The organism is Massilia sp. DWR3-1-1 (assembly GCF_049898325.1).
GTDB lineage: Bacteria > Pseudomonadota > Gammaproteobacteria > Burkholderiales > Burkholderiaceae_D > JAFCUW01.
This window is the reverse complement of sequence record NZ_JAFCXL010000039.1, coordinates 1-17650: the sequence shown is the minus strand read 5'-3', so window position 1 is coordinate 17650 and position 17650 is coordinate 1. Positions and strand designations below refer to the sequence as shown.

Annotated in this window: 15 protein-coding genes, 1 rRNA gene, 2 pseudogenes and 1 riboswitch; of the genes and pseudogenes, 15 read left to right on the top strand and 3 right to left on the bottom strand. The window is 66.9% G+C overall.

Translation table 11 applies throughout. The features are described 5' to 3' along the window. Nucleotides 1-74: ribosomal RNA gene (locus ACP7EY_RS23190) — 16S ribosomal RNA — on the bottom strand; the annotation flags it as partial. 479 nt (nt 75-553) lie between these two features. Here ACP7EY_RS23190 and cobT point away from each other — a divergent pair. The 14 genes from cobT to ACP7EY_RS23120 all read left to right on the top strand — a co-directional run bounded on the left by cobT (nt 554) and on the right by ACP7EY_RS23120 (nt 14449). Continuing rightward, a complete protein-coding gene (gene cobT / locus ACP7EY_RS23185) occupies nt 554-1585 on the top strand; it encodes a nicotinate-nucleotide--dimethylbenzimidazole phosphoribosyltransferase (protein WP_426197621.1) in 1032 nt (343 codons plus the stop codon). A 9-nt stretch (nt 1586-1594) separates the two neighbouring features. Continuing rightward, entirely contained in the window at nt 1595-2377 is a 783-nt protein-coding gene (locus ACP7EY_RS23180; RefSeq protein ID WP_426197620.1) for an adenosylcobinamide-GDP ribazoletransferase, read from the top strand. Nucleotide 2378: 1 nt separating this feature from the next. After that, a complete protein-coding gene (locus ACP7EY_RS23175) occupies nt 2379-2966 on the top strand; it encodes a histidine phosphatase family protein (protein WP_426197619.1) in 588 nt (195 codons plus the stop codon). A 32-nt stretch (nt 2967-2998) separates the two neighbouring features. Then, nucleotides 2999-3222, top strand: a riboswitch (cobalamin riboswitch). 131 nt (nt 3223-3353) lie between these two features. Next, complete coding sequence (locus ACP7EY_RS23170; RefSeq protein ID WP_426197618.1) at nt 3354-5216, top strand: TonB-dependent receptor domain-containing protein; 1863 nt, start codon at nt 3354-3356, stop codon at nt 5214-5216. Between the two features lie 82 nt (nt 5217-5298). After that, nucleotides 5299-6321 (top strand): FecCD family ABC transporter permease, encoded by a 1023-nt coding sequence (locus tag ACP7EY_RS23165; protein ID WP_426197617.1) that lies wholly within the window; start codon nt 5299-5301, stop codon nt 6319-6321. Between the two features lie 7 nt (nt 6322-6328). Beyond that, nucleotides 6329-7102 carry an ABC transporter ATP-binding protein gene (locus tag ACP7EY_RS23160; protein WP_426197616.1) on the top strand — a complete coding sequence of 258 codons (774 nt, stop codon included), beginning with the start codon at nt 6329-6331 and terminating at the stop codon, nt 7100-7102. Next, nucleotides 7099-7737, top strand: coding sequence for a cob(I)yrinic acid a,c-diamide adenosyltransferase (gene cobO / locus ACP7EY_RS23155; protein WP_426197615.1), 639 nt, complete (start codon nt 7099-7101; stop codon nt 7735-7737). The genes ACP7EY_RS23160 and cobO overlap by 4 nt, the downstream gene beginning before the upstream one ends. Next, nucleotides 7731-9041, top strand: coding sequence for a cobyrinate a,c-diamide synthase (locus tag ACP7EY_RS23150; RefSeq protein ID WP_426197614.1), 1311 nt, complete (start codon nt 7731-7733; stop codon nt 9039-9041). The genes cobO and ACP7EY_RS23150 overlap by 7 nt, the downstream gene beginning before the upstream one ends. Next, nucleotides 9038-9595 (top strand): bifunctional adenosylcobinamide kinase/adenosylcobinamide-phosphate guanylyltransferase, encoded by a 558-nt coding sequence (cobU, locus tag ACP7EY_RS23145; protein WP_426197613.1) that lies wholly within the window; start codon nt 9038-9040, stop codon nt 9593-9595. The genes ACP7EY_RS23150 and cobU overlap by 4 nt, the downstream gene beginning before the upstream one ends. After that, nucleotides 9589-10548, top strand: coding sequence for an adenosylcobinamide-phosphate synthase CbiB (gene cbiB, locus ACP7EY_RS23140; protein ID WP_426197612.1), 960 nt, complete (start codon nt 9589-9591; stop codon nt 10546-10548). The genes cobU and cbiB overlap by 7 nt, the downstream gene beginning before the upstream one ends. Next, nucleotides 10541-11521, top strand: coding sequence for a threonine-phosphate decarboxylase CobD (gene cobD, locus ACP7EY_RS23135; RefSeq protein ID WP_426197611.1), 981 nt, complete (start codon nt 10541-10543; stop codon nt 11519-11521). Before cbiB ends, cobD begins: the two co-directional genes overlap by 8 nt. Further along, the gene (locus ACP7EY_RS23130; RefSeq protein ID WP_426197610.1) at nt 11518-12402 is read left to right on the top strand and encodes a cobalamin-binding protein; all 885 of its coding nucleotides are present in this window, start codon (nt 11518-11520) and stop codon (nt 12400-12402) included. Before cobD ends, ACP7EY_RS23130 begins: the two co-directional genes overlap by 4 nt. Nucleotide 12403: 1 nt before the next feature. Beyond that, nucleotides 12404-13873, top strand: a complete 1470-nt coding sequence (locus ACP7EY_RS23125; protein ID WP_426197609.1) for a cobyric acid synthase — start codon at nt 12404-12406, stop codon at nt 13871-13873. Between the two features lie 57 nt (nt 13874-13930). Continuing rightward, a complete protein-coding gene (locus tag ACP7EY_RS23120) occupies nt 13931-14449 on the top strand; it encodes a DUF6328 family protein (RefSeq protein ID WP_426197608.1) in 519 nt (172 codons plus the stop codon). Here the strand turns inward: ACP7EY_RS23120 and rtcA are convergent. After that, nucleotides 14433-15455 (bottom strand): annotated as a pseudogene (gene rtcA, locus ACP7EY_RS23115) (RNA 3'-terminal phosphate cyclase). The gene ACP7EY_RS23120 and the pseudogene rtcA sit on opposite strands and share 17 nt — an antisense overlap. Nucleotides 15456-15491: 36 nt before the next feature. Continuing rightward, a pseudogene (locus ACP7EY_RS23110) lies at nt 15492-16226 on the bottom strand (RtcB family protein); the annotation flags it as partial. Between ACP7EY_RS23110 and rtcR the strand changes: the two are divergent. Continuing rightward, the gene (gene rtcR, locus ACP7EY_RS23105; RefSeq protein ID WP_426197607.1) at nt 16207-17511 is read left to right on the top strand and encodes an RNA repair transcriptional activator RtcR; all 1305 of its coding nucleotides are present in this window, start codon (nt 16207-16209) and stop codon (nt 17509-17511) included. The pseudogene ACP7EY_RS23110 and the gene rtcR overlap by 20 nt on opposite strands. The last annotated feature ends 139 nt before the right edge of the window (nt 17512-17650 follow it).

Below are 17650 nucleotides of genomic sequence, written 5' to 3'. Positions count from 1 at the left end.
TGCTGCCGTTCGACTTGCATGTGTAAGGCATGCCGCCAGCGTTCAATCTGAGCCAGGATCAAACTCTTCAGTTCAATCTCTGTTTGTCGGACCTTTCGGCCCGAATTCGTCCCATTGGTACGAATTCGCTCACTCAAAATACTGACAGGCCACTTCTTGCGAAGCACCTATATTTCTTTTTTGTGAACATTTGATAATTTAAGTCTTCAGTGACCGAAGTCACTGGCACTTTCATCAAACGCCCACACTTATCGACTGTTAATTGTTAAAGAACTTTATTCGGTGTTGCTTACTGTGCGGTACGAAGCGTTGTGTTCGTTGCAGCAGAGAGGTGAGATTATGCAGCGTTTCGCGTTTCTCGTCAACCTCTTTTTTGTGTCGCCGTTCTTACAAACGGCCCCAAGTTCTTGTTTTTGTTAACCAATTTCTCGGGGAGGCGAACTATAGCAAAGCTCGGCGCTGACAGGCAAGAAGTAATTGTTCATTTTCGCTGTGCTATCTTAGCGGGGGTTTTTTTATAGCCAATTTGTCAATTTACCAGCAGATCCACACCATGATTCCTCAGCTCGCCCCCACCGCCAATGCGGACCTCGCCGCCCGCCTCGAACACGCCATCAACCACAAGACCAAGCCGCTGGGCAGCCTGGGCGTACTGGAGTCGCTCGCCACGCAAATCGGCCTGATCCAACACACCAGCGCGCCCACCATCGACCGACCGGCCATCCTCGTGTTCGCGGCCGATCACGGGATCGTCGCCGAAGGGGTGTCGGCCTACCCGCAGGACGTCACCTGGCAGATGGTGGAAAACTTCCTGGCTGGCGGCGCGGCCATCAACGTCTTCGCCGCCCAGTCCGGCTGCGCCCTGCAAGTGATCGACGCCGGCGTCAACCACGATTTCGGCCCGCGCACCGGCCTGACCGACCGCAAGCTCGCCAACGGCACGGCCAATTTTGCCAAACAGGCGGCGATGAGCGCCGCCACCTGCGCCGCCGCCCTCGAGGCGGGCATGGCGCTGGCGGCGGCGGTAGAAGGCAACGTTGTCGGCTTCGGTGAAATGGGCATTGGTAACACCACCGCGGCGGCCGCCTTGATGCACAAGTTGTGTGCCATCCCCGTGTCTCTATGCGTCGGCGCCGGCACCGGCCTGTCGGCGGACGGCGTCACCCACAAGCAGCGGGTGATCGAGGACGCGGTGGCGCTGCATGCGGGTGTCGATGCGCCGCTCGAGGTGCTGGCCACCTTCGGCGGACTGGAAATAGCCATGATGGTCGGGGCGATGCTGCAGGCGGCCGCCCTGCGCAAGGTCCTGCTCATCGACGGCTTCATCGTCACCAGCGCCCTGCTGGTGGCAAGCCGCCTGCAGCCCGCCATCCTCGACTACTGCGTGTTTGCCCACTGCTCGGCCGAAAGCGGCCACCAGCGCCTGCTCGGCGCGCTCACCGTCAAGCCCCTGCTGCAACTGGACCTGCGCCTCGGCGAAGGCACCGGTAGCGCCCTCGCCGTGCCCCTGCTGCAGGCGGCCGTCAACTTCCTCGCCCACATGGCCACGTTCGACTCGGCCCAGGTCAGCGAAAAGAGCGAATAAGGACAAGCCGTGCACCAGCTCCGCCTGTTCTTCACCGCCCTGCAGTTTTTTACGCGCCTGCCGATCCCCGCCTGGGTCGGTTTCGATGCGGCCTGGCTGAACCAGGCCGCGCGCTATTTTCCCCTGGTCGGCGTGGTGGTGGCGGCGCTGACGGCGGCCGTGTACGCGCTCGCCGCCCTGGTGCTGCCGGCGCCGGTGGCGGTGCTGGTCTCGACCGCCGCCGGCATCTACGCCACCGGCGCCTTTCATGAAGACGGCTTTGCCGACATGTGCGACGGCTTCGGTGGCGGCATGACGGTCGAACGGGTGCTCGAGATCATGAAGGATTCGCGCATCGGCGCCTACGGTGCGATCGGCACCGTGTGCATGCTCGGCACGAAGTGCGCGGCGCTGGCCTTCCTGCCGCCGACGGCGGCGATCGGCGCCCTGTTCGTCGCCCACCCGCTCTCCCGCCTGATGGCGACGTCGCTGATCTGGCGGATGGACTACGCCCGCGCCGAAGGCAAGGCCAAGCCATTGGCCCAGACCATGCACGGCGGCGAATTCGTCATCGCCACCGTCAGCACCGCCGTCGCTGTCGCCGCCGTGATCGCATCGGGCGCGCTGGGCGGCTGGTCGATCGGCGCCGGCGCGCTGGCCGCGCTCGCCGCCACGCTGTGGCTGGCGCGCCTGTTCGCGCGCCGCATCGGCGGCTACACGGGCGACTGCCTGGGCGCCGTGCAGCAGGCCAGCGAAGTGATGATCTACCTGGGCGTGCTGGCCACTTTCGGCCGCGGCGCGCTGGCGGCCTGACATGCGACTGATCGCGGTACGCCATCCGGCGCCGGCGGTCGCGGCCGGCCTGTGCTACGGCAGCAGCGATATTCCCGTCGACCCGGCGGCGCTGCGCGCGGCGCTGGCGAATCTGGCGCAATCGCTGCCGCACGGCGCGCACATCCACATGGTGTCGAGCCCCCTGCAGCGTTGCACGGCATTGAGCATGGCGCTGGCGGCGCAATGGGGTCTGCCGCCGCCGCTTCTCGAGCCCCGCCTGGCCGAAATGGATTTCGGCGCCTGGGAACTGCGCCCGTGGGACGCCATCGCGCGCGCTGAGATCGACGCCTGGACGGCCGACCTGGTCCACTACGCGCCGGGCGGCGGCGAGACGGTGCTGCAGGTGGCGCGCAGGGTGGCCGACTTTGTCGATGCGCTGCGGCGCGCGCAGGTGTCCGACGCCGTCGTCGTCTGCCACGCCGGCACCATCCGCCTGCTCGCCGCCATCGAGCGCGCCGGCCTGCACGGGGCGCCGCCGGGCGAGGGCGCGCTGGCGGCCATCGCGCTGCAAGCGGCCGCCACGCCGCACCGGATCGACTACGGCGGCATCGTCACCATGCGATTTTGATACGCCGGCGCCGCCCGTGACGCCGCAACGCCGTATAATGGGCGCGTTTTGGTGCTCGCGCGTCTGTCCTGACGCGCAGTTAAACGGGAAACACGAAGCCTTCATTTGAACGCCTGCGTGTGCTGCCCCCGCAACGGTCAGCAAGTGTCGCAACAGAGCGCGACAAACCCTCTCTGACAACCACTGTGCCTCGGCATGGGAAGGTGAGAGGGTCTAACTTGCCAGCCCGGATACCGGCCAAGACAGGTGGAAGTGAGCGAACGGGATGTGCGCGACACGGACAATGCCGGCCTGCCGGCAGCTTCCTGGTCGTCTCTGCTGTTCGCTCGCTTCTGTTCAATCTGGCCCACGGGGACGTCGGCCGGTTGCCTACAACAGAAAATAATCATGACATCACGTACTTCCCGTAACGCCGCCCTGGCGTCACTGGCGTTGGCGATGGCCGCTCCGGCCATCCACGCCGAATCCGCACCCGCACCCGCCGCCACCGTCCTCGTCACCGCCACCCGCAGCCCGCAGGCGCTGGCCGACGTCATCAGCGACAGCGTCACCATCAGCGCCGAACAGATCGCCGAATCAGGCGCCGGTTCCGTCATCGACCTGCTGCAGCGCCAACGCGGCATCGAAGTGGCCCGCAACGGCGGCGCCGGCACCAGCGCCAGCGTCTTCATCCGGGGCGCCAACAGCAACCAGAACATCGTGCTCGTCGATGGCGTGCGCATCGGCTCATCCACCACGGGCGCGGCCAACTGGAGCGCCATCCCCCTGAGCGCCATCGACCACATCGAAATCGTCTACGGGCCCTTGAGCTCGATGTACGGCGCCGATGCGGTCGGCGGCGTGATCCAGATTTTCACCCGCACCGGCAAGGGCGCACCGCGCATGACGGCGTTGGCCGGCTTCGGCAGCGACAGCACGCGCGCATTCGACGCCAGCGTCTCGGGCGCCACCGGCGGGGAGCACAGCTTGAGCTACGCCATCAGCGCCGGCAAGGAAAAATCGACGGGCTTCTCGGCCACCCGTCCCGGCAGCAGCAGCTACAACGCCGACCGCGACGGCTATGACAAGGCCAATGTCGCCGCCCAACTGCGCTACCAGCTGGCCGATGGCTACGAGGTGGGCGCGCAGCTTTTGCACAGCAAACTCGATGCCCAATACGACAGCGGCGCCACCGCCTACGATGTGCGCGCCGAAGCGGAACTGTCGAACGCCGCCGTCTTCGCCAAGGCGCGCCTGACGCCAGGCTGGACCAGCCTGCTGCAGTTCGCGCAAAGCCGCGACAAGGGCGCCAACTACAGCAGCGCCGCCGCCAGCGGCTACTCGCAAATCGACAGCACCCAGAACAATTTCAGCTGGCAGAACGACGTGCAGATCGGCGCCGACATGCTGCAACTGCTGTATGACCACCGCGAGGAAGACGTTTCGACCAACGGCGCCGCCGCCCTCAATCGCGCGCGCAGCACCAACGCGTTTGCCGCTTCGTACAATGCCCGGCGCGGCGCGCACCTGTTCAACGCCAGCGCGCGGCGCGACAAATCGGTCTACGGCGGCAACAACACGGGCGCGGTCGGCTACGGCTACCGTTTTTCGGCCGCCCTGCGCGCCACCGCCAGCTACGGCAGCAGCTTTCGCGCCCCCACCTACAACGAGCTGTATTACCCCTCGTACGGCAACCCGGCCAATCGCCCCGAGCAGGGCCGCAATGCGGAACTGGGCTTGCGCTACGACGATGGCGTCAACGCCCTCGGCGCCAGCGTCTACCGCAACCGCCTGACCGACCTGCTGGTCAACACCAACCCTTGCCCGTTCGGGGTGGCCGAGTACAAATTCGGTTGCGCCTACAACGTCAGCCGCGCCACGCTCGAAGGCCTGACCGTTGCCGGTTCCACGCGCGTGCTGGGCGTCGACCTGGCCGCCAGCGTCGACCTGCAGGATCCGCGGGATGAGACCAGCCAACTGCGCCTGGCGCGCCGGTCGAACAAGCACGCCAACGTGAGCGCCACCAGCACCATCGGCGCATGGAAGGGCGGCGTCGAACTGGACCTGTCGGGCGACCGTTATGACGACGCCGCCAACAAGAACCGCCTGGGCGGCTATGGCCTGGTCAACCTGTTCGCCACCTACACGTTCGCGCGCGACTGGTCGGCGCTGGTGCGCTGGAATAACGTCGGCGACAAGCAGTACGACCTGGCGCGCAACTACGCCACGCCGGGCTCGAAGGTGTTTGCCGGTATTCGCTACGGTTATTAACAAGCGATTGAAGTACGCTGTGACGGCCGCGGGCCGTCACAGCGGTCACAACCCGCCGCATACCGAATTTTTGAAAGCATCCATGCATTCCTTCTCCCGCCAGCAGCGCCGGCGCGCCACCCTCACCCTGACCGGCCTGACCGTGTTCGCGCTGGCCAGCCTGGTTTTTTCTGGCGTGGCCGGCTCCGTCGCGGTGCCGCTGACCGAGATGCCGGCAGCGCTGGGCGAGCTGCTGCACGGTCACACCAGTTCGCTGGCGGCCACCCTGCTCGAGCTGCGCCTGTCGCGCGCCGCGGTCGGCTTTGTCACCGGCGCGGCGCTCTCGCTGGCCGGCGTGATGATGCAGGCGCTGCTGCGCAATCCCCTGGCCGATCCCTACGTGCTGGGCATTTCGGCCGGCGCATCGGTGGGCGCGCTGGCTGCGTTGCTGTTCATGTGCGCCGCCTGGATGGTCGACGCGGCCGCGTTTGGCGGCGCGGTGCTCATCTCGGCCCTGCTGTATCTGCTGGCGCGGCGCGACCTGCGCGGCGGCACCGCGGCCGAAGGCGGCAGCGCGATGCTGCTGCTGACGGGCGTGATCCTGGCATCGGCCTGCATGGCGATGGTGACCTTGATGCTGTCGATCGCGCCCGAGAGCCGCCTGCGCAGCATGATTTTCTGGATGATCGGCGACCTGGCCGGCGCCCCCCTGCGGCTGTTGCCGTGGCTGGTGCTGGCCGGCGCCCTGCTGTTCGCCCTGTTCAGCGCCCGCTCGATGAACGTGATGGCGCTGCATGCGGAGAACGCGGCGACCCTGGGCGTGCGGGTGGGCCCGCTGCGCAAGAGCCTGTTTTTTATCTCCGGCCTGCTCACCGCCAGCGCCGTCACCACCGCCGGCAGCATCGGCTTCGTCGGCCTGATCGTGCCGCACGCCATCCGCTTTATCGTCGGCCCCGACCATCGGGTGCTCATTCCCGCGGCGGCGCTGGCCGGCGGCGCCTTCCTGGTCATGGCCGACACCCTGGCAAGAACGGCCATCGCGCCCCAGCAGTTGCCCGTCGGCGTGGTCACGGCGTTGATCGGCGCGCCCGTGTTCCTGTTCCAGTTGCACCGGCTGCGGAGATAAACCCACCATGATCAGCACACACCATCTTTGTTTGAAGGCGGGCCAGCGCGTGCTGGTCGACGACCTCAATTGGCAGGTCAACGACGGCGAATGCTGGAGTGTCATCGGCCGCAATGGCGCCGGCAAGAGCACCTTGCTGCGCACCCTGGCGGGCTTGCGCTCGATCGATGGCGGCCACGTCGCGCTGGACGGACGGACACTGGCCGACTGGCCGCTGCCGGAACTGGCGCGCCAGCGCGCCTTCCTGGCGCAAAGCCGCAGCGACGCGTTTGCCTACAGCGTCATCGAAACAGTGCTGTCGGCGCGCCACCCCTACCACGGCAATCGCTACTGGGAAGGGAGCGACGACCATGCGATCGCCCTGCGCGCGCTGCACGCGATGGAGGTGGCGGCGCTGGCCGAGCGCGATGTGCGCACCCTGTCCGGCGGCGAGCGCCAGCGGGTGGCAATCGCCGCCATGCTGGCCCAGGACACCCCGCTGCTGCTGCTCGACGAACCGGCCAACGCGCTCGACCTGGCGCACCAGGTGTCGATCATGGCGCTGCTGGCGGGCCTGTGCCGTGAACACAACAAGACCGTCGTCATGATCGGCCACGACCTGACCCTGGCGCATCGCGTCTCGACCCACGCCCTGCTGCTGATGGGTGACGGCCGCTGGCTGGCCGGTCCCAAGGAACAGGTGATGCGCGCCGATCTGCTGGGCGACTACCTGGGCCACCCGATCGACATCATCGAGCACGGCAGCCGCCGTATTTTCATTCCCTCCGAGGACCAAGCATGAGCCAACCGACCGCAGCACTTCCCTCCGCCGACACCCTGGCCTTGAACGAGCGCCACCGCGTGCGCATGGAGCGCAAAAAAGCCATCATCGACGCGAAGATCGCCGCCGCCGACAAAGCGATCGGCATCATCATCGTCAACAACGGCAATGGCAAGGGCAAGAGCTCGAGCGGCCTGGGCATGGTGATGCGCGCCATGGGCCACGGCATGAAAGTGGGCGTGGTGCAGTTCATCAAAGGCGCGCTGGAGACGGGCGAGGAAAAATTCCTGCGCCGCTTTCCCGACGAGGTGCAGTTTCACGCGATGGGCGAAGGCTATACCTGGAACACGCAAAACCGCGAGCGCGATATCGAAAAGGCCCTGCTGGCATGGGAGCAGGCCAAGCTGTTTCTGGCCGATCCCACCATCGGCCTGGTCCTGCTCGATGAGCTCAACATCGCCCTGAAATACCGCTACCTCGACGTCGACGTCGTCATCGCCGATTTGCTGGCGCGGCCCGTCATGCAGCACGTCGTCGTCACCGGCCGCGGCGCGCCGCAGGAACTGATCGACATCGCCGACACCGTCACCGAAATGGCCGTCGTCAAGCATGCCTTCAAGGCCGGCATCGGCGCCCAGGCGGGAACCGAATGGTGATGCCCGCGAGCGTCGAAGTGAAAGCGCTCCTGGTGACGGCAATGGCGTCCGGCCAGGGCAAGACCACCGTCACTGCGGCGCTGGCGCGCAAGCTGGCGCGTCAGGGCAAGCGCGTGCGTGTGTTCAAGTGCGGACCGGATTTCATCGACCCCATGATCCTCGAGCGGGCCAGCGGCGCGCCGGTCGAGTCGCTCGACCTGTGGGTGGTCGGCATCGACGCCTGCCGGCGCCTGCTGGCGCAGGCAGGCGCGCAAGCGGACGTCATCCTGATCGAAGGGGTGATGGGCCTGTATGACGGCACGCCCTCCTCGGCCGACCTGGCGCGCGCCTTCGGCGTGCCGGTGATGGCGGTGATCGACGTCAGTGCGATGGCGCAGACGGCTGGCGCGCTGGCGCTGGGCTTGCGCGACTACGGCCCCGTGGCGATGGCCGGCGTCACCGCCAACCGGGTCGCCAGCGCCGGCCACGCCAGCATGGTGGCGGCATCGCTGCGCGATATCCCCCTGCTGGCGACCCTGCCGCGCCAGGCCGCCTCGCTGCCGGAGCGTCACCTGGGACTGGTGGTGCCGGGCGAAGTGAGCGCCATCGACGCCCTGCTCGACAGCCTGGCCGAACAGCTCGCGTTTGACGATGCCGCATGGGACGCGCTGCCGCCCGTGCGCCTGCCGCTTGAGACTGCGCTGGCGGCGCCGGCGCCGCTGCTGGCCGGTCGCACCATCGCCGTCGCGCGCGATGCCGCCTTTTTGTTCATCTACCCCGCCAACCTGGCCACCCTGGAGGAGTTGGGCGCGACCCTGTGCTTCTTCTCGCCGCTGGCAAACCAGGCGGTGCCGCCCGAGGCAGACGCCGTCTACCTGCCGGGTGGCTATCCGGAACTGCATGCGGCGGCGCTCTCGCATGCGAGCGCGTGGCAGGCATCGATCCGCGCCGCGCACGCCGCCGGCTTGCCGATCGTGGCCGAATGCGGCGGCATGATGGCGCTGGCCGAGTCGCTGTCCGACCAGGCCGGCGTCGTCTGGCCGATGGCGGGCGTGATGGCGGGCACCGTGACCATGCAGGCCAGGCTGGCCGGACTGGGTTCGCAGGCACTGGAGACCGCGCACGGCCCCTTGCGCGGCCACACCTTTCACTATTCGACCCTGAGCACCAGCCTGGCGCCCGCCGCCAGCACGGTCAAGCACCCCTCGGGCGCTGCGGGCGAGGCCGTGTATCGTTGCGGCGCGCTGACGGCCTCGTATTTTCACGCCTACTTCCCGTCCAATCCGGCCGCCGTGGCAGCGCTGTTTTCCGCTGGCGCGCCATGAGGCGCACCCTGGTGCTGGGCGGCGCCCGTTCCGGCAAGAGCGCGTTTGCCGAGCGGCTGGCGATCGATTCCGGCAAGGAGGTCGTCTACCTGGCCACCGCCACCGCCGGCGACGGCGAAATGGCCGCGCGCATCGCCCACCACCGCGCCGCGCGCCCGCCCGAATGGACCACGGTGGAAGAGCCGCTGGCGCTGGGCAACCAGTTGCTGCGCTGGTCCTCGCCCGAACGCCTGATCCTGGTCGATTGCCTGACACTCTGGCTGAGCAATCTGCTGTTTAGCGGCGGTGACAGCTATCCCGACGTGGGAACGATCACCGTGCCGGCGCAATTTGATGAACAGCAGGACATGCTGGCGAGCGCCTTGGCGCGCTGCGCCAGCGACGTCGTGCTGGTATCGAACGAGGTGGGCCTGGGCTTGATGCCGATGGGGGCGATATCGCGCCGCTTCATGGATGAACAGGGCCGGCTGAACCAGACCATGGCCGCCCTCTGCGATGACGCCGTGTTCATCGCCGCCGGCCTGCCCCTGTACCTGAAGGGCGGCCCGTGCTGAGCGGCCTTGGCGTGAGCGCGCTGGCGCTGCTGCTGGCGGCCGGCGTGCTGCTCGATGTGCTGCTGGGCGAAGCGCGCCGCTGGCATCCGCTGGTCGGCTTTGGCAACTGGGCCATGTGGCTCGAGCGGCGCCTGAACCTGGGCCATGCCCGCGTCGCGCGCGGCGCGCTGGCATGGCTGCTGGCGGTGACGCCGCCGACCGCATTGGCGCTGCTGCTGGTGTGGCTGCCAACGGCGCCCTGGCTCAACTATCTTGCGCACGCACTGCTGCTGTATGTCTGCCTGGGCCTGCGCAGCCTGCGCGAACACAATTTGCCGATCGCCGCCGCGCTGGCGCGTCGCGATCTGCCCGGCGCGCGCCGGCTCACCGCCCGCATCGTCAGCCGCGACACCAGCGGCGCCAGCGAAAACGCGCTGGCCAAGGCGAGCACCGAATCGCTGCTGGAAAACGGCAATGACGCCGTATTCGGCGCCCTGTTCTGGTTCGCCGTGGCCGGCGCGCCGGGCGCGGTGCTGTTCCGCGCGGCCAATACGCTCGACGCCATGTGGGGCTATCGCAGCACGCGCTACCTGCAGTTCGGCTGCGTGGCCGCGCGCCTGGACGATCTGCTCAACCTGGTTCCGGCGCGGCTGACCGCGCTCTCTTATATGTTGCTGGCGCCCGGCTGGCAGGCGAAACGGCGCGCCTGGCTGTGCTGGCGCATGCAAGCGCCCTTGTGGAGCAGCCCGAACGCCGGCCCCGTGATGGCCAGCGGCGCCGGTGCGCTGGGCATTGAACTGGGCGGCGCCGCCAGCTACGATGGCACCATCGAGCAACGCGCACCGCTCGGCCACGGGGTCGCCGCCAGCGGCGCCGATATCGCCCGCGCCTGGGCCCTGGTGGCGCGCACCACCGCCCTGTGGATTGGCCTCGCGCTGGCCGGCGCGGCGCTGTTGGAGGTCCTCCATGCTTGAACACGGCGGCAATCTGCGCGAGGCCATGCGCCGCTTCGGCGGCGAACACTGGATCGATCTGTCGACCGGCATCAACCCGCACGGCTACCCGGCGCCTGTCGTGCCGGACGATGCCTGGCATCGTTTGCCGGAAGCCGATCCGGCGCTGCTGGACGCCGCCCGCGCCTTTTACGGCGCGCCCTGCCTGCTGGCGGTGGCCGGCACCCAGGCCGCCATCCAGGCCTTGCCGCGCCTGCGCGCTCCGGCGCGGGTGACGGTGGCGGCGCCGTCCTATGCCGAGCATGCCCACCACTGGGCAGGCCATGGCCACAGCCTGACCCAGGTGGCGTATGCCGAACTCGAAGGCGCGGTGGCGCACAGCGATGTGGTGGTGGTCTGCAACCCGAACAATCCGACCGGCGCCAGCGTGCCGCGCGCGCAGTTGCTCGCCTGGGCGCAGCAGCTGGCCGCGCGCGGCGGCCAGCTGGTGGTCGATGAAGCGTTTGCCGATACCTGCACGGACCACAGCATCGCCGCCTTTGCCGACCGGCCAGGCATCATCGTGCTGCGTTCGATCGGAAAATTTTTCGGCCTGGCCGGCATCCGTCTTGGCTTTGTCGGCGCCGAACCGGCCCTGCTGCTGCGCCTGGCCGATCTGCTGGGGCCGTGGACCATCAGCGGGCCGGCACAGCATATCGCCATTGCCGCCCTGCGCGATCAGCCCTGGCAGCGCGCCAGCCGCCAGCGCCTGGCCGGGTCCAGCGCCCGCCTGACACAGCTACTCGATGACCACGGCATCGAGGCCACCGGCACGCCCCTGTTTCAATGGTGGCCCGAGGCGCAAGCCGAAGCGTTCTGGCAGCACATGGCCGAACGGGGCATCTGGGTCCGCCTGTTTCAGCACGCCGCACGCGGCATCCGCCTTGGCCTGCCGCCCGACCCTGCCGCCTGGCAGCGGCTGCACACCGCACTTCATGAATGGAAGCACCGATGATCAAACCCTCCCCCATCATTTTGGCCGCGCTGCTGGCGCTGTTTGCCGGCGCCGCCCATGCCGACATCAGCGTGCGCGACGACGACGGCAATCTCATCACGCTCAAAAAACCGGCGCAGCGCATCATCGCCATGGCGCCCCATGTGACCGAACTGCTGTACGCGGCCGGCGGCGGCGACAGGATCGTCGGCGCGGTCAGCTACAGCGACTATCCGGCGGCGGCGAAACTGCTGCCGCGCATCGGTGACAACCGCCAGGTCGACCTCGAACGGGTGATCGCCCTGAAGCCGGACCTGATCGTGGTCTGGCTGCACGGCAGCTCCGCGCGCCAGGTCGACCTGCTGCGCAAGCTGAACGTGCCGATTTTTCACAGCGAGCCGAAAAAACTCGACGGCATCGCCGATAGCCTGATTCGCCTGGGCCAGCTGATGGGCACCGAGAATGTGGCCAATGCCGTCGCCGCCGACGTGCGCGGCCAGTTCGCCGCGCTGGCGCAAAAGTACGGCAAGCGCTCGCCCGTGCGGCTGTTCTACCAGGTCTGGGACAAGCCCCTTTACACCTTGAGCAATGGCTCGATCGTCAGCGACGCCATGCGCTTGTGCGGCGGCGTCAACGTCTTTGGCGCGCTGTCCGTCACGGCGCCGGTGGTCGGGGTCGAGGCGGTCTTGCAGGAAGACCCGGAGGCGATCTTCGGCACCAGCGAAAAGAACTATGGCGGCGTCAATCTGTGGCGCCAGTATCCTGGCATGCAGGCGGTCAAACGCGACAATCTGTTTACCCTCGACGGCGAGCTGCTCAACCGCGCCGGACCGCGGATGGTGCCCGGCACCGCCGCGCTGTGCGAAAAACTCGATGTGGCGCGCCAGCGCCGGGGGAACTGATATGCACTTTCCCTATTCCACGCTGATGGTGCAGGGCACCACCTCGGACGCCGGCAAAACCACGGTGGTGGCGGCCCTGTGCCGCCTGCTCAAGCAGGAAGGCGTACGGGTGGCGCCGTTCAAGCCGCAGAACATGGCCCTGAACAGCGCGGTGACCGCCGACGGCGGCGAGATCGGCCGCGCCCAGGCCCTGCAGGCGATGGCCGCCGGCGTGGCGCCCACCACCGACATGAACCCGGTGCTGCTCAAACCATCGAGCGACACGGGCGCCCAGATCATCATTCATGGCAAGGTGCGCGCCGAGATGAATGCGCGCGACTACCACCAGTACAAGACCATCGCCATGGGGGCGGTGCTCGAATCGCACCAGCGCCTGAGCGCGCAGTACGAGGCCGTCATCGTCGAGGGTGCGGGCAGTCCCGCCGAGATCAATTTGCGCGATCGCGACATCGCCAACATGGGCTTTGCCGAAGCGGTCGATTGCCCGGTGGTGCTGGTGGCCGACATCGACCGCGGCGGCGTGTTCGCCCACATCGTCGGCACCCTGTCCTGCCTGTCCGAGAGCGAACGCGCGCGCACCATCGGCTTTGTCATCAACCGATTTCGCGGCGATATCAAGCTGCTCGAACCGGGCCTCGACTGGCTCGAGGCCCAAACCGGCAAGCCGGTGCTGGCGGTGCTGCCCTATCTGCATGGCCTGTTCCTCGATGCCGAAGACGCGGTGCAGCCGGTGCAGGCGTCGACGGGCGCCTTCCGGGTGATCGTGCCAAGTTTGCCGCGCATGAGCAATCACACCGACTTCGACGCCCTGCGCGCGCACCCCGACGTCGACCTGCGCTTCGTGCGCCAGGGAGAAGCGATTCCGCCCGCCGATCTGATCATCCTCCCCGGCAGCAAGCACACGCGCGCCGACCTGGCCTGGCTGCGCGCGCAAGGCTGGCCGGAACGGATTGCCCGTCACCTGCGCTACGGCGGCAAGGTGATCGGCGTGTGCGGCGGCTTTCAGATGCTGGGCGCCAGCGTGCTCGACCCGCTGGGCGTCGAGGGCAGCGCCGGCGAATCGGCCGCGCTGGGCCTGCTCGACATGGTGACCGAGATGGGCCTGGAGAAGCGCCTGCAACTGGTCAGTGGCAGTTGCGCCTTCGACGACAGCGGCGCGCCGGTGACGGGCTACGAAATCCACATGGGCACCTCGCGCGGTGCCGCGCTGGCGCTGCCGGCATTTGTCATCGACGGCCGCGCGGAAGGCGCGCTCTCGGCCGACGGCCAGGTGCTCGGCACCTATCTGCATGGCCTGTTCGACACGCCGCAGGCGTGCGCGGCGCTGCTACGCTGGGCCGGGCTCGATTCGGACAACACCGTCGACACGGCGGCGCTGCGCGAAGCGAGCCTGGACCGGCTGGCCGATGCCAGCCGGCCCCTGCTCGACGCCCTGGTCGCGCTCAGGACAGCGGCGCGCGCTCCAGGGTAAATCGTTTTCTTATCGTGCGCGGTTGCGATGGCATGCAATTGCGGTTACCGTCTGCGTATGACGACCGAGACCGCAACCATCAGCCACGCCGACCTGCACGAAGAGATGCGCAACATCATCGAGGAAACCCGGGTCATCCTGCCCGGTATCCAGGCCCTGTTCGGCTTTCAGACCATCGTGGTGTTCAACCAGCGCTTCGCCGAGCTGCCCGAGTTCGCCAAGGACTGTCATCTGATCAGCCTGAGCATGGTGATCATCGCCGTCGCCCTGATCGTCACGCCGGCCGTCTACTACCGCTACGTGGGGCACGATTACGTCACGCCGCACATGCTGGTGGCGTCGACCCGCATGATCCGCACGGCGCTGGCCTGCCTGGCCATCGGCCTCGGCCTGGACATGTTCACCGTCATCTACACTGCCACGGCACTGGTGTCGGCCAGCGTGATCGGCGCCGTCATCACTTTCATCCTGCTAATCGTCATGTGGTTTGCGTTTCCGATGGCGGCGCGGCGGGCGGCCCGCCGCCGCGGCCCCACCAACGGCGCGCGCGCCGACGCCGTCAACGGCCAGCGCTGATCGTGCACAGCACGGCGCCGGCACGCTGCTCGAACGCGAACGCCACCGGCAAGAAGCGGCTGATAACGGCCGCGTTGGTGCGCGCGTGCGGCGAGATCGTCAGCGCCGAGAAGGCGCCGCCGCCCGCCATGGCCATCGGCAGCATCAGCTGGTCCGCCAGGTGCTCGCCCACCGCCGCCTGCGACGCGGTGTAGCGGCGCACATCTTTCAGCAAGCCGCGCGCCACCGCATCGGCGCGCACCATTTTTTCGCCAAACGCGACGAACACCTCCGTCACGTGCTCATGCTAGAGCGTGACAAGAACCGCATTGCCGGGCCCCTGGTCGCTGGTCAGTATGCAGGTGTGGAGACGCTCGCCGCTCCAGCCCATGCCGGCGCCGATGCATTCGAGTTCGCGCTCGGCGACGTGGGCAGCGACGCCAGCGATGATACTTTCGGCATAGCCGCCGATACGCGATCCCCGTTCGGTGAGCGCGAGTGGCTGGCGGCTGGTTCACGGCGCCACCGTCGCCAGCAGCTGGCCACCACCGGCCGGGTAAAAGCCCGAGCGCACAATGTCGATAGTGACCCGCGCCCCCATCCTGGCCAGCGCGCCGCACCAGGCGCGCTGCAGGAATTGCGCCGGCGGCGCCATCGGATTGTGCGTGCCGCCGCTGATGCGCACGGTTGATGGCACCGGCGCCATCAACAGTGCCGGTATCAGCGTTTGCAGTACCAGCGTGCAGCTGCCCGCCGTGCCGATGGCGAATTCATAGTCGCCGCCTGCCAGCGCGGTGGGCGCGAAGCTCAGCTCCTGCGAGCGCAGTTCGGCCCCGCTGAGCGTGGCGCCGCTGATTGCGGCGGCGGCTTGCACCGCCACCAGATGCTGGCGCATCAATCCCGGCTTAGGCCGCCCGGCGCGAATCTGGCGGATGCGAAAGGCCTGCCCCGTGATGATCGACAGGGTGAGCGCACTGCGCAAAATCTGGCCGCCGCCTTCACCGGCTGCGCCATCGAGTTCGATCATCGTCTGCTTTCTTGTGATGTCCATGTGGTCGCTGCCTTATCCTTTGACGCAAACCACCTGTTTCAAGGTGTGGACCACCTCGACCAGGTCGCGCTGGGCATGCATGACCGCGTCGATCTCCTTGTACGCCATCGGGATTTCGTCGATCACGGCGGCGTCCTTGCGGCACTCCACCCCCTGCGTCGCCGCGATCTGATCGGCCAGCGTGAAACGGCGCTTCGCCTCGGTCCGGCTCATGGTGCGGCCGGCGCCGTGGCTGCAGCTGTTAAAACTGTCCGGATTGCCCTTGCCGCGCACGATGAAGCTGCGCGCGCCCATCGAGCCGGGAATGATTCCCAGCTCGCCCGCGCGCGCCGACACCGCGCCCTTGCGGGTGACCAGCACGTCTTCACCGAAGTGACGCTCCTTCTGCACATAGTTGTGGTGGCAGTTGACCGCCTCGATGTGCGTCTCGAAAGGTTTGACAATCACCTTGCGCACCGCCGCAATCAGGTTTTGCATCATCACCTCGCGGTTCATCCGGGCGAACTTCTGCGCCCAGCCCACCGCCTGCACGTAGTCGTCGTAGTGAGCGGTACCTTCCTTCAGATAGGCCAGGTCCAGGTCGGGCAGGTTGACCAGGTGGGTCCGCATGTCCTGCTTGGCCAGCTCAATGAAGTGGCTGCCGATGGCATTGCCGACGCCACGTGATCCCGAGTGCAGCATGAACCATACCGCGCCCGACTCATCCAGGCAGATCTCGACGAAGTGATTGCCGCCACCGAGCGTGCCGGAGGAATACTGGATTCATATCACCACCGGCACCCACGTGGTCCAGATCTGCATGTTCCTGATGACGGAAGCGCGTTTTTTCCCCGGCCGCCTGGTGCAAACCTCGCCGCCGCGCCGCCAGGGCAGCAATGCGCCTGGCAATTACGCGCTGATCGACCTGGATTTATCGCGCTACGATCAAATTGCACAGCGCTTTTCATTGGAGCAGGCCGAAGGCGTCGCCTTTCTTAAATCCGGCATCGCCACCAGCAATCCCGCCTTCAATACGATGATCGACGAAATCGAGCGGGTCGCCATCAAATCGAAGGCGCCGCTACTGCTGATGGGGCCGACAGGCGCCGGGAAATCGTTTTTGGCCCGGCGCGTCTACGCACTGAAAAAAGCCCGTCATCAAGTTACCGGCAAGTTCGTCGAGCTCAATTGCGCCACCCTGCACGGCGATGGCGCCGGGTCGACCTTGTTTGGTCACGTCAAAGGCGCGTTCACGGGCGCCACCACCGATCGCCCAGGCTTGCTGCGCTCGGCCCACCGCGGCGTGCTGTTTCTCGACGAAATTGGCGAACTGGGCCCCGATGAACAAGCCATGCTGCTCCAGGCGGTGGAAGAAAAACGCTTTTTGCCGATGGGCAGCGATCATGAAGTCCACAGCGATTTTCAATTGATCGCAGGGACCAACCGCGATCTGTCCGATGACGTCGTCAACGGCCGCTTTCGCGAAGATTTATATGCGCGGATTAATCTGTGGACCTATGTGCTGCCGGGACTGGCGCAGCGCCCGGAGGATATCGCACCGAATCTGGCATTTCTGCTGGCGCAGCATGCCGCCGAGCACGGCAGCAAAGTGCGCTTCAATCGGGAGGCACGCGAGCGCTTCATGGCATTTGCCACCTCCGATGAAGCGCCCTGGACGGGCAATTTCCGCGACCTGGCGGCAGCGGTGACGCGCATGGCGACCCTGGCCAGCGACGCCAGCATCGGCGAGAGCGTCGTCGAGGCGGAAATCGGCCGGCTGCGCCAGTTGTGGCGCCACCATCAGCCACCGCATGGCAAAGAAAATGAACAATGCGAGGCCAATCTGGCAGCACTGGGCATTGGCGCTATCGACTTGTTCGATGGGGCGCAGCTCGAGCTCGTGCTGCGCGTATGCCGGCAATCCAAATCCTTGTCCGATGCAGGACGCAAGCTGTTTGCCGTCTCGCGCGATGCCAAGTCGAAGCCGAACGATGCGGACCGCCTGAAAAAATACCTGGCGCGCTTCGGGCTCGATTGGGAGAAAGTGGCCTAAGGTGAGTGCCATCTGGTGAACGCCAGACGTAAAAAAACCCCGCACATCGCTGTACGGGGTTTTCTCACTATAACTAGCCTGACGATAACCTACTTTCACACTGGTTGCAGCACTATCATCGGCGTAATATCGTTTCACG

What these genes read in the sequence shown, in the direction of transcription:
- cobT (WP_426197621.1), top strand. Translation starts at nt 554, where the DNA reads ATGATTCCTCAGCTCGCCCCCACCGCCAATGCGGACCTCGCCGCCCGC.
- ACP7EY_RS23175 (WP_426197619.1), top strand. Translation starts at nt 2,379, where the DNA reads ATGCGACTGATCGCGGTACGCCATCCGGCGCCGGCGGTCGCGGCCGGC.
- ACP7EY_RS23170 (WP_426197618.1), top strand. Translation starts at nt 3,354, where the DNA reads ATGACATCACGTACTTCCCGTAACGCCGCCCTGGCGTCACTGGCGTTG.
- ACP7EY_RS23165 (WP_426197617.1), top strand. Translation starts at nt 5,299, where the DNA reads ATGCATTCCTTCTCCCGCCAGCAGCGCCGGCGCGCCACCCTCACCCTG.
- ACP7EY_RS23160 (WP_426197616.1), top strand. Translation starts at nt 6,329, where the DNA reads ATGATCAGCACACACCATCTTTGTTTGAAGGCGGGCCAGCGCGTGCTG.
- cobO (WP_426197615.1), top strand. Translation starts at nt 7,099, where the DNA reads ATGAGCCAACCGACCGCAGCACTTCCCTCCGCCGACACCCTGGCCTTG.
- ACP7EY_RS23150 (WP_426197614.1), top strand. Translation starts at nt 7,731, where the DNA reads ATGGTGATGCCCGCGAGCGTCGAAGTGAAAGCGCTCCTGGTGACGGCA.
- cobU (WP_426197613.1), top strand. Translation starts at nt 9,038, where the DNA reads ATGAGGCGCACCCTGGTGCTGGGCGGCGCCCGTTCCGGCAAGAGCGCG.
- cobD (WP_426197611.1), top strand. Translation starts at nt 10,541, where the DNA reads ATGCTTGAACACGGCGGCAATCTGCGCGAGGCCATGCGCCGCTTCGGC.
- ACP7EY_RS23130 (WP_426197610.1), top strand. Translation starts at nt 11,518, where the DNA reads ATGATCAAACCCTCCCCCATCATTTTGGCCGCGCTGCTGGCGCTGTTT.
- ACP7EY_RS23125 (WP_426197609.1), top strand. Translation starts at nt 12,404, where the DNA reads ATGCACTTTCCCTATTCCACGCTGATGGTGCAGGGCACCACCTCGGAC.
- ACP7EY_RS23120 (WP_426197608.1), top strand. Translation starts at nt 13,931, where the DNA reads ATGACGACCGAGACCGCAACCATCAGCCACGCCGACCTGCACGAAGAG.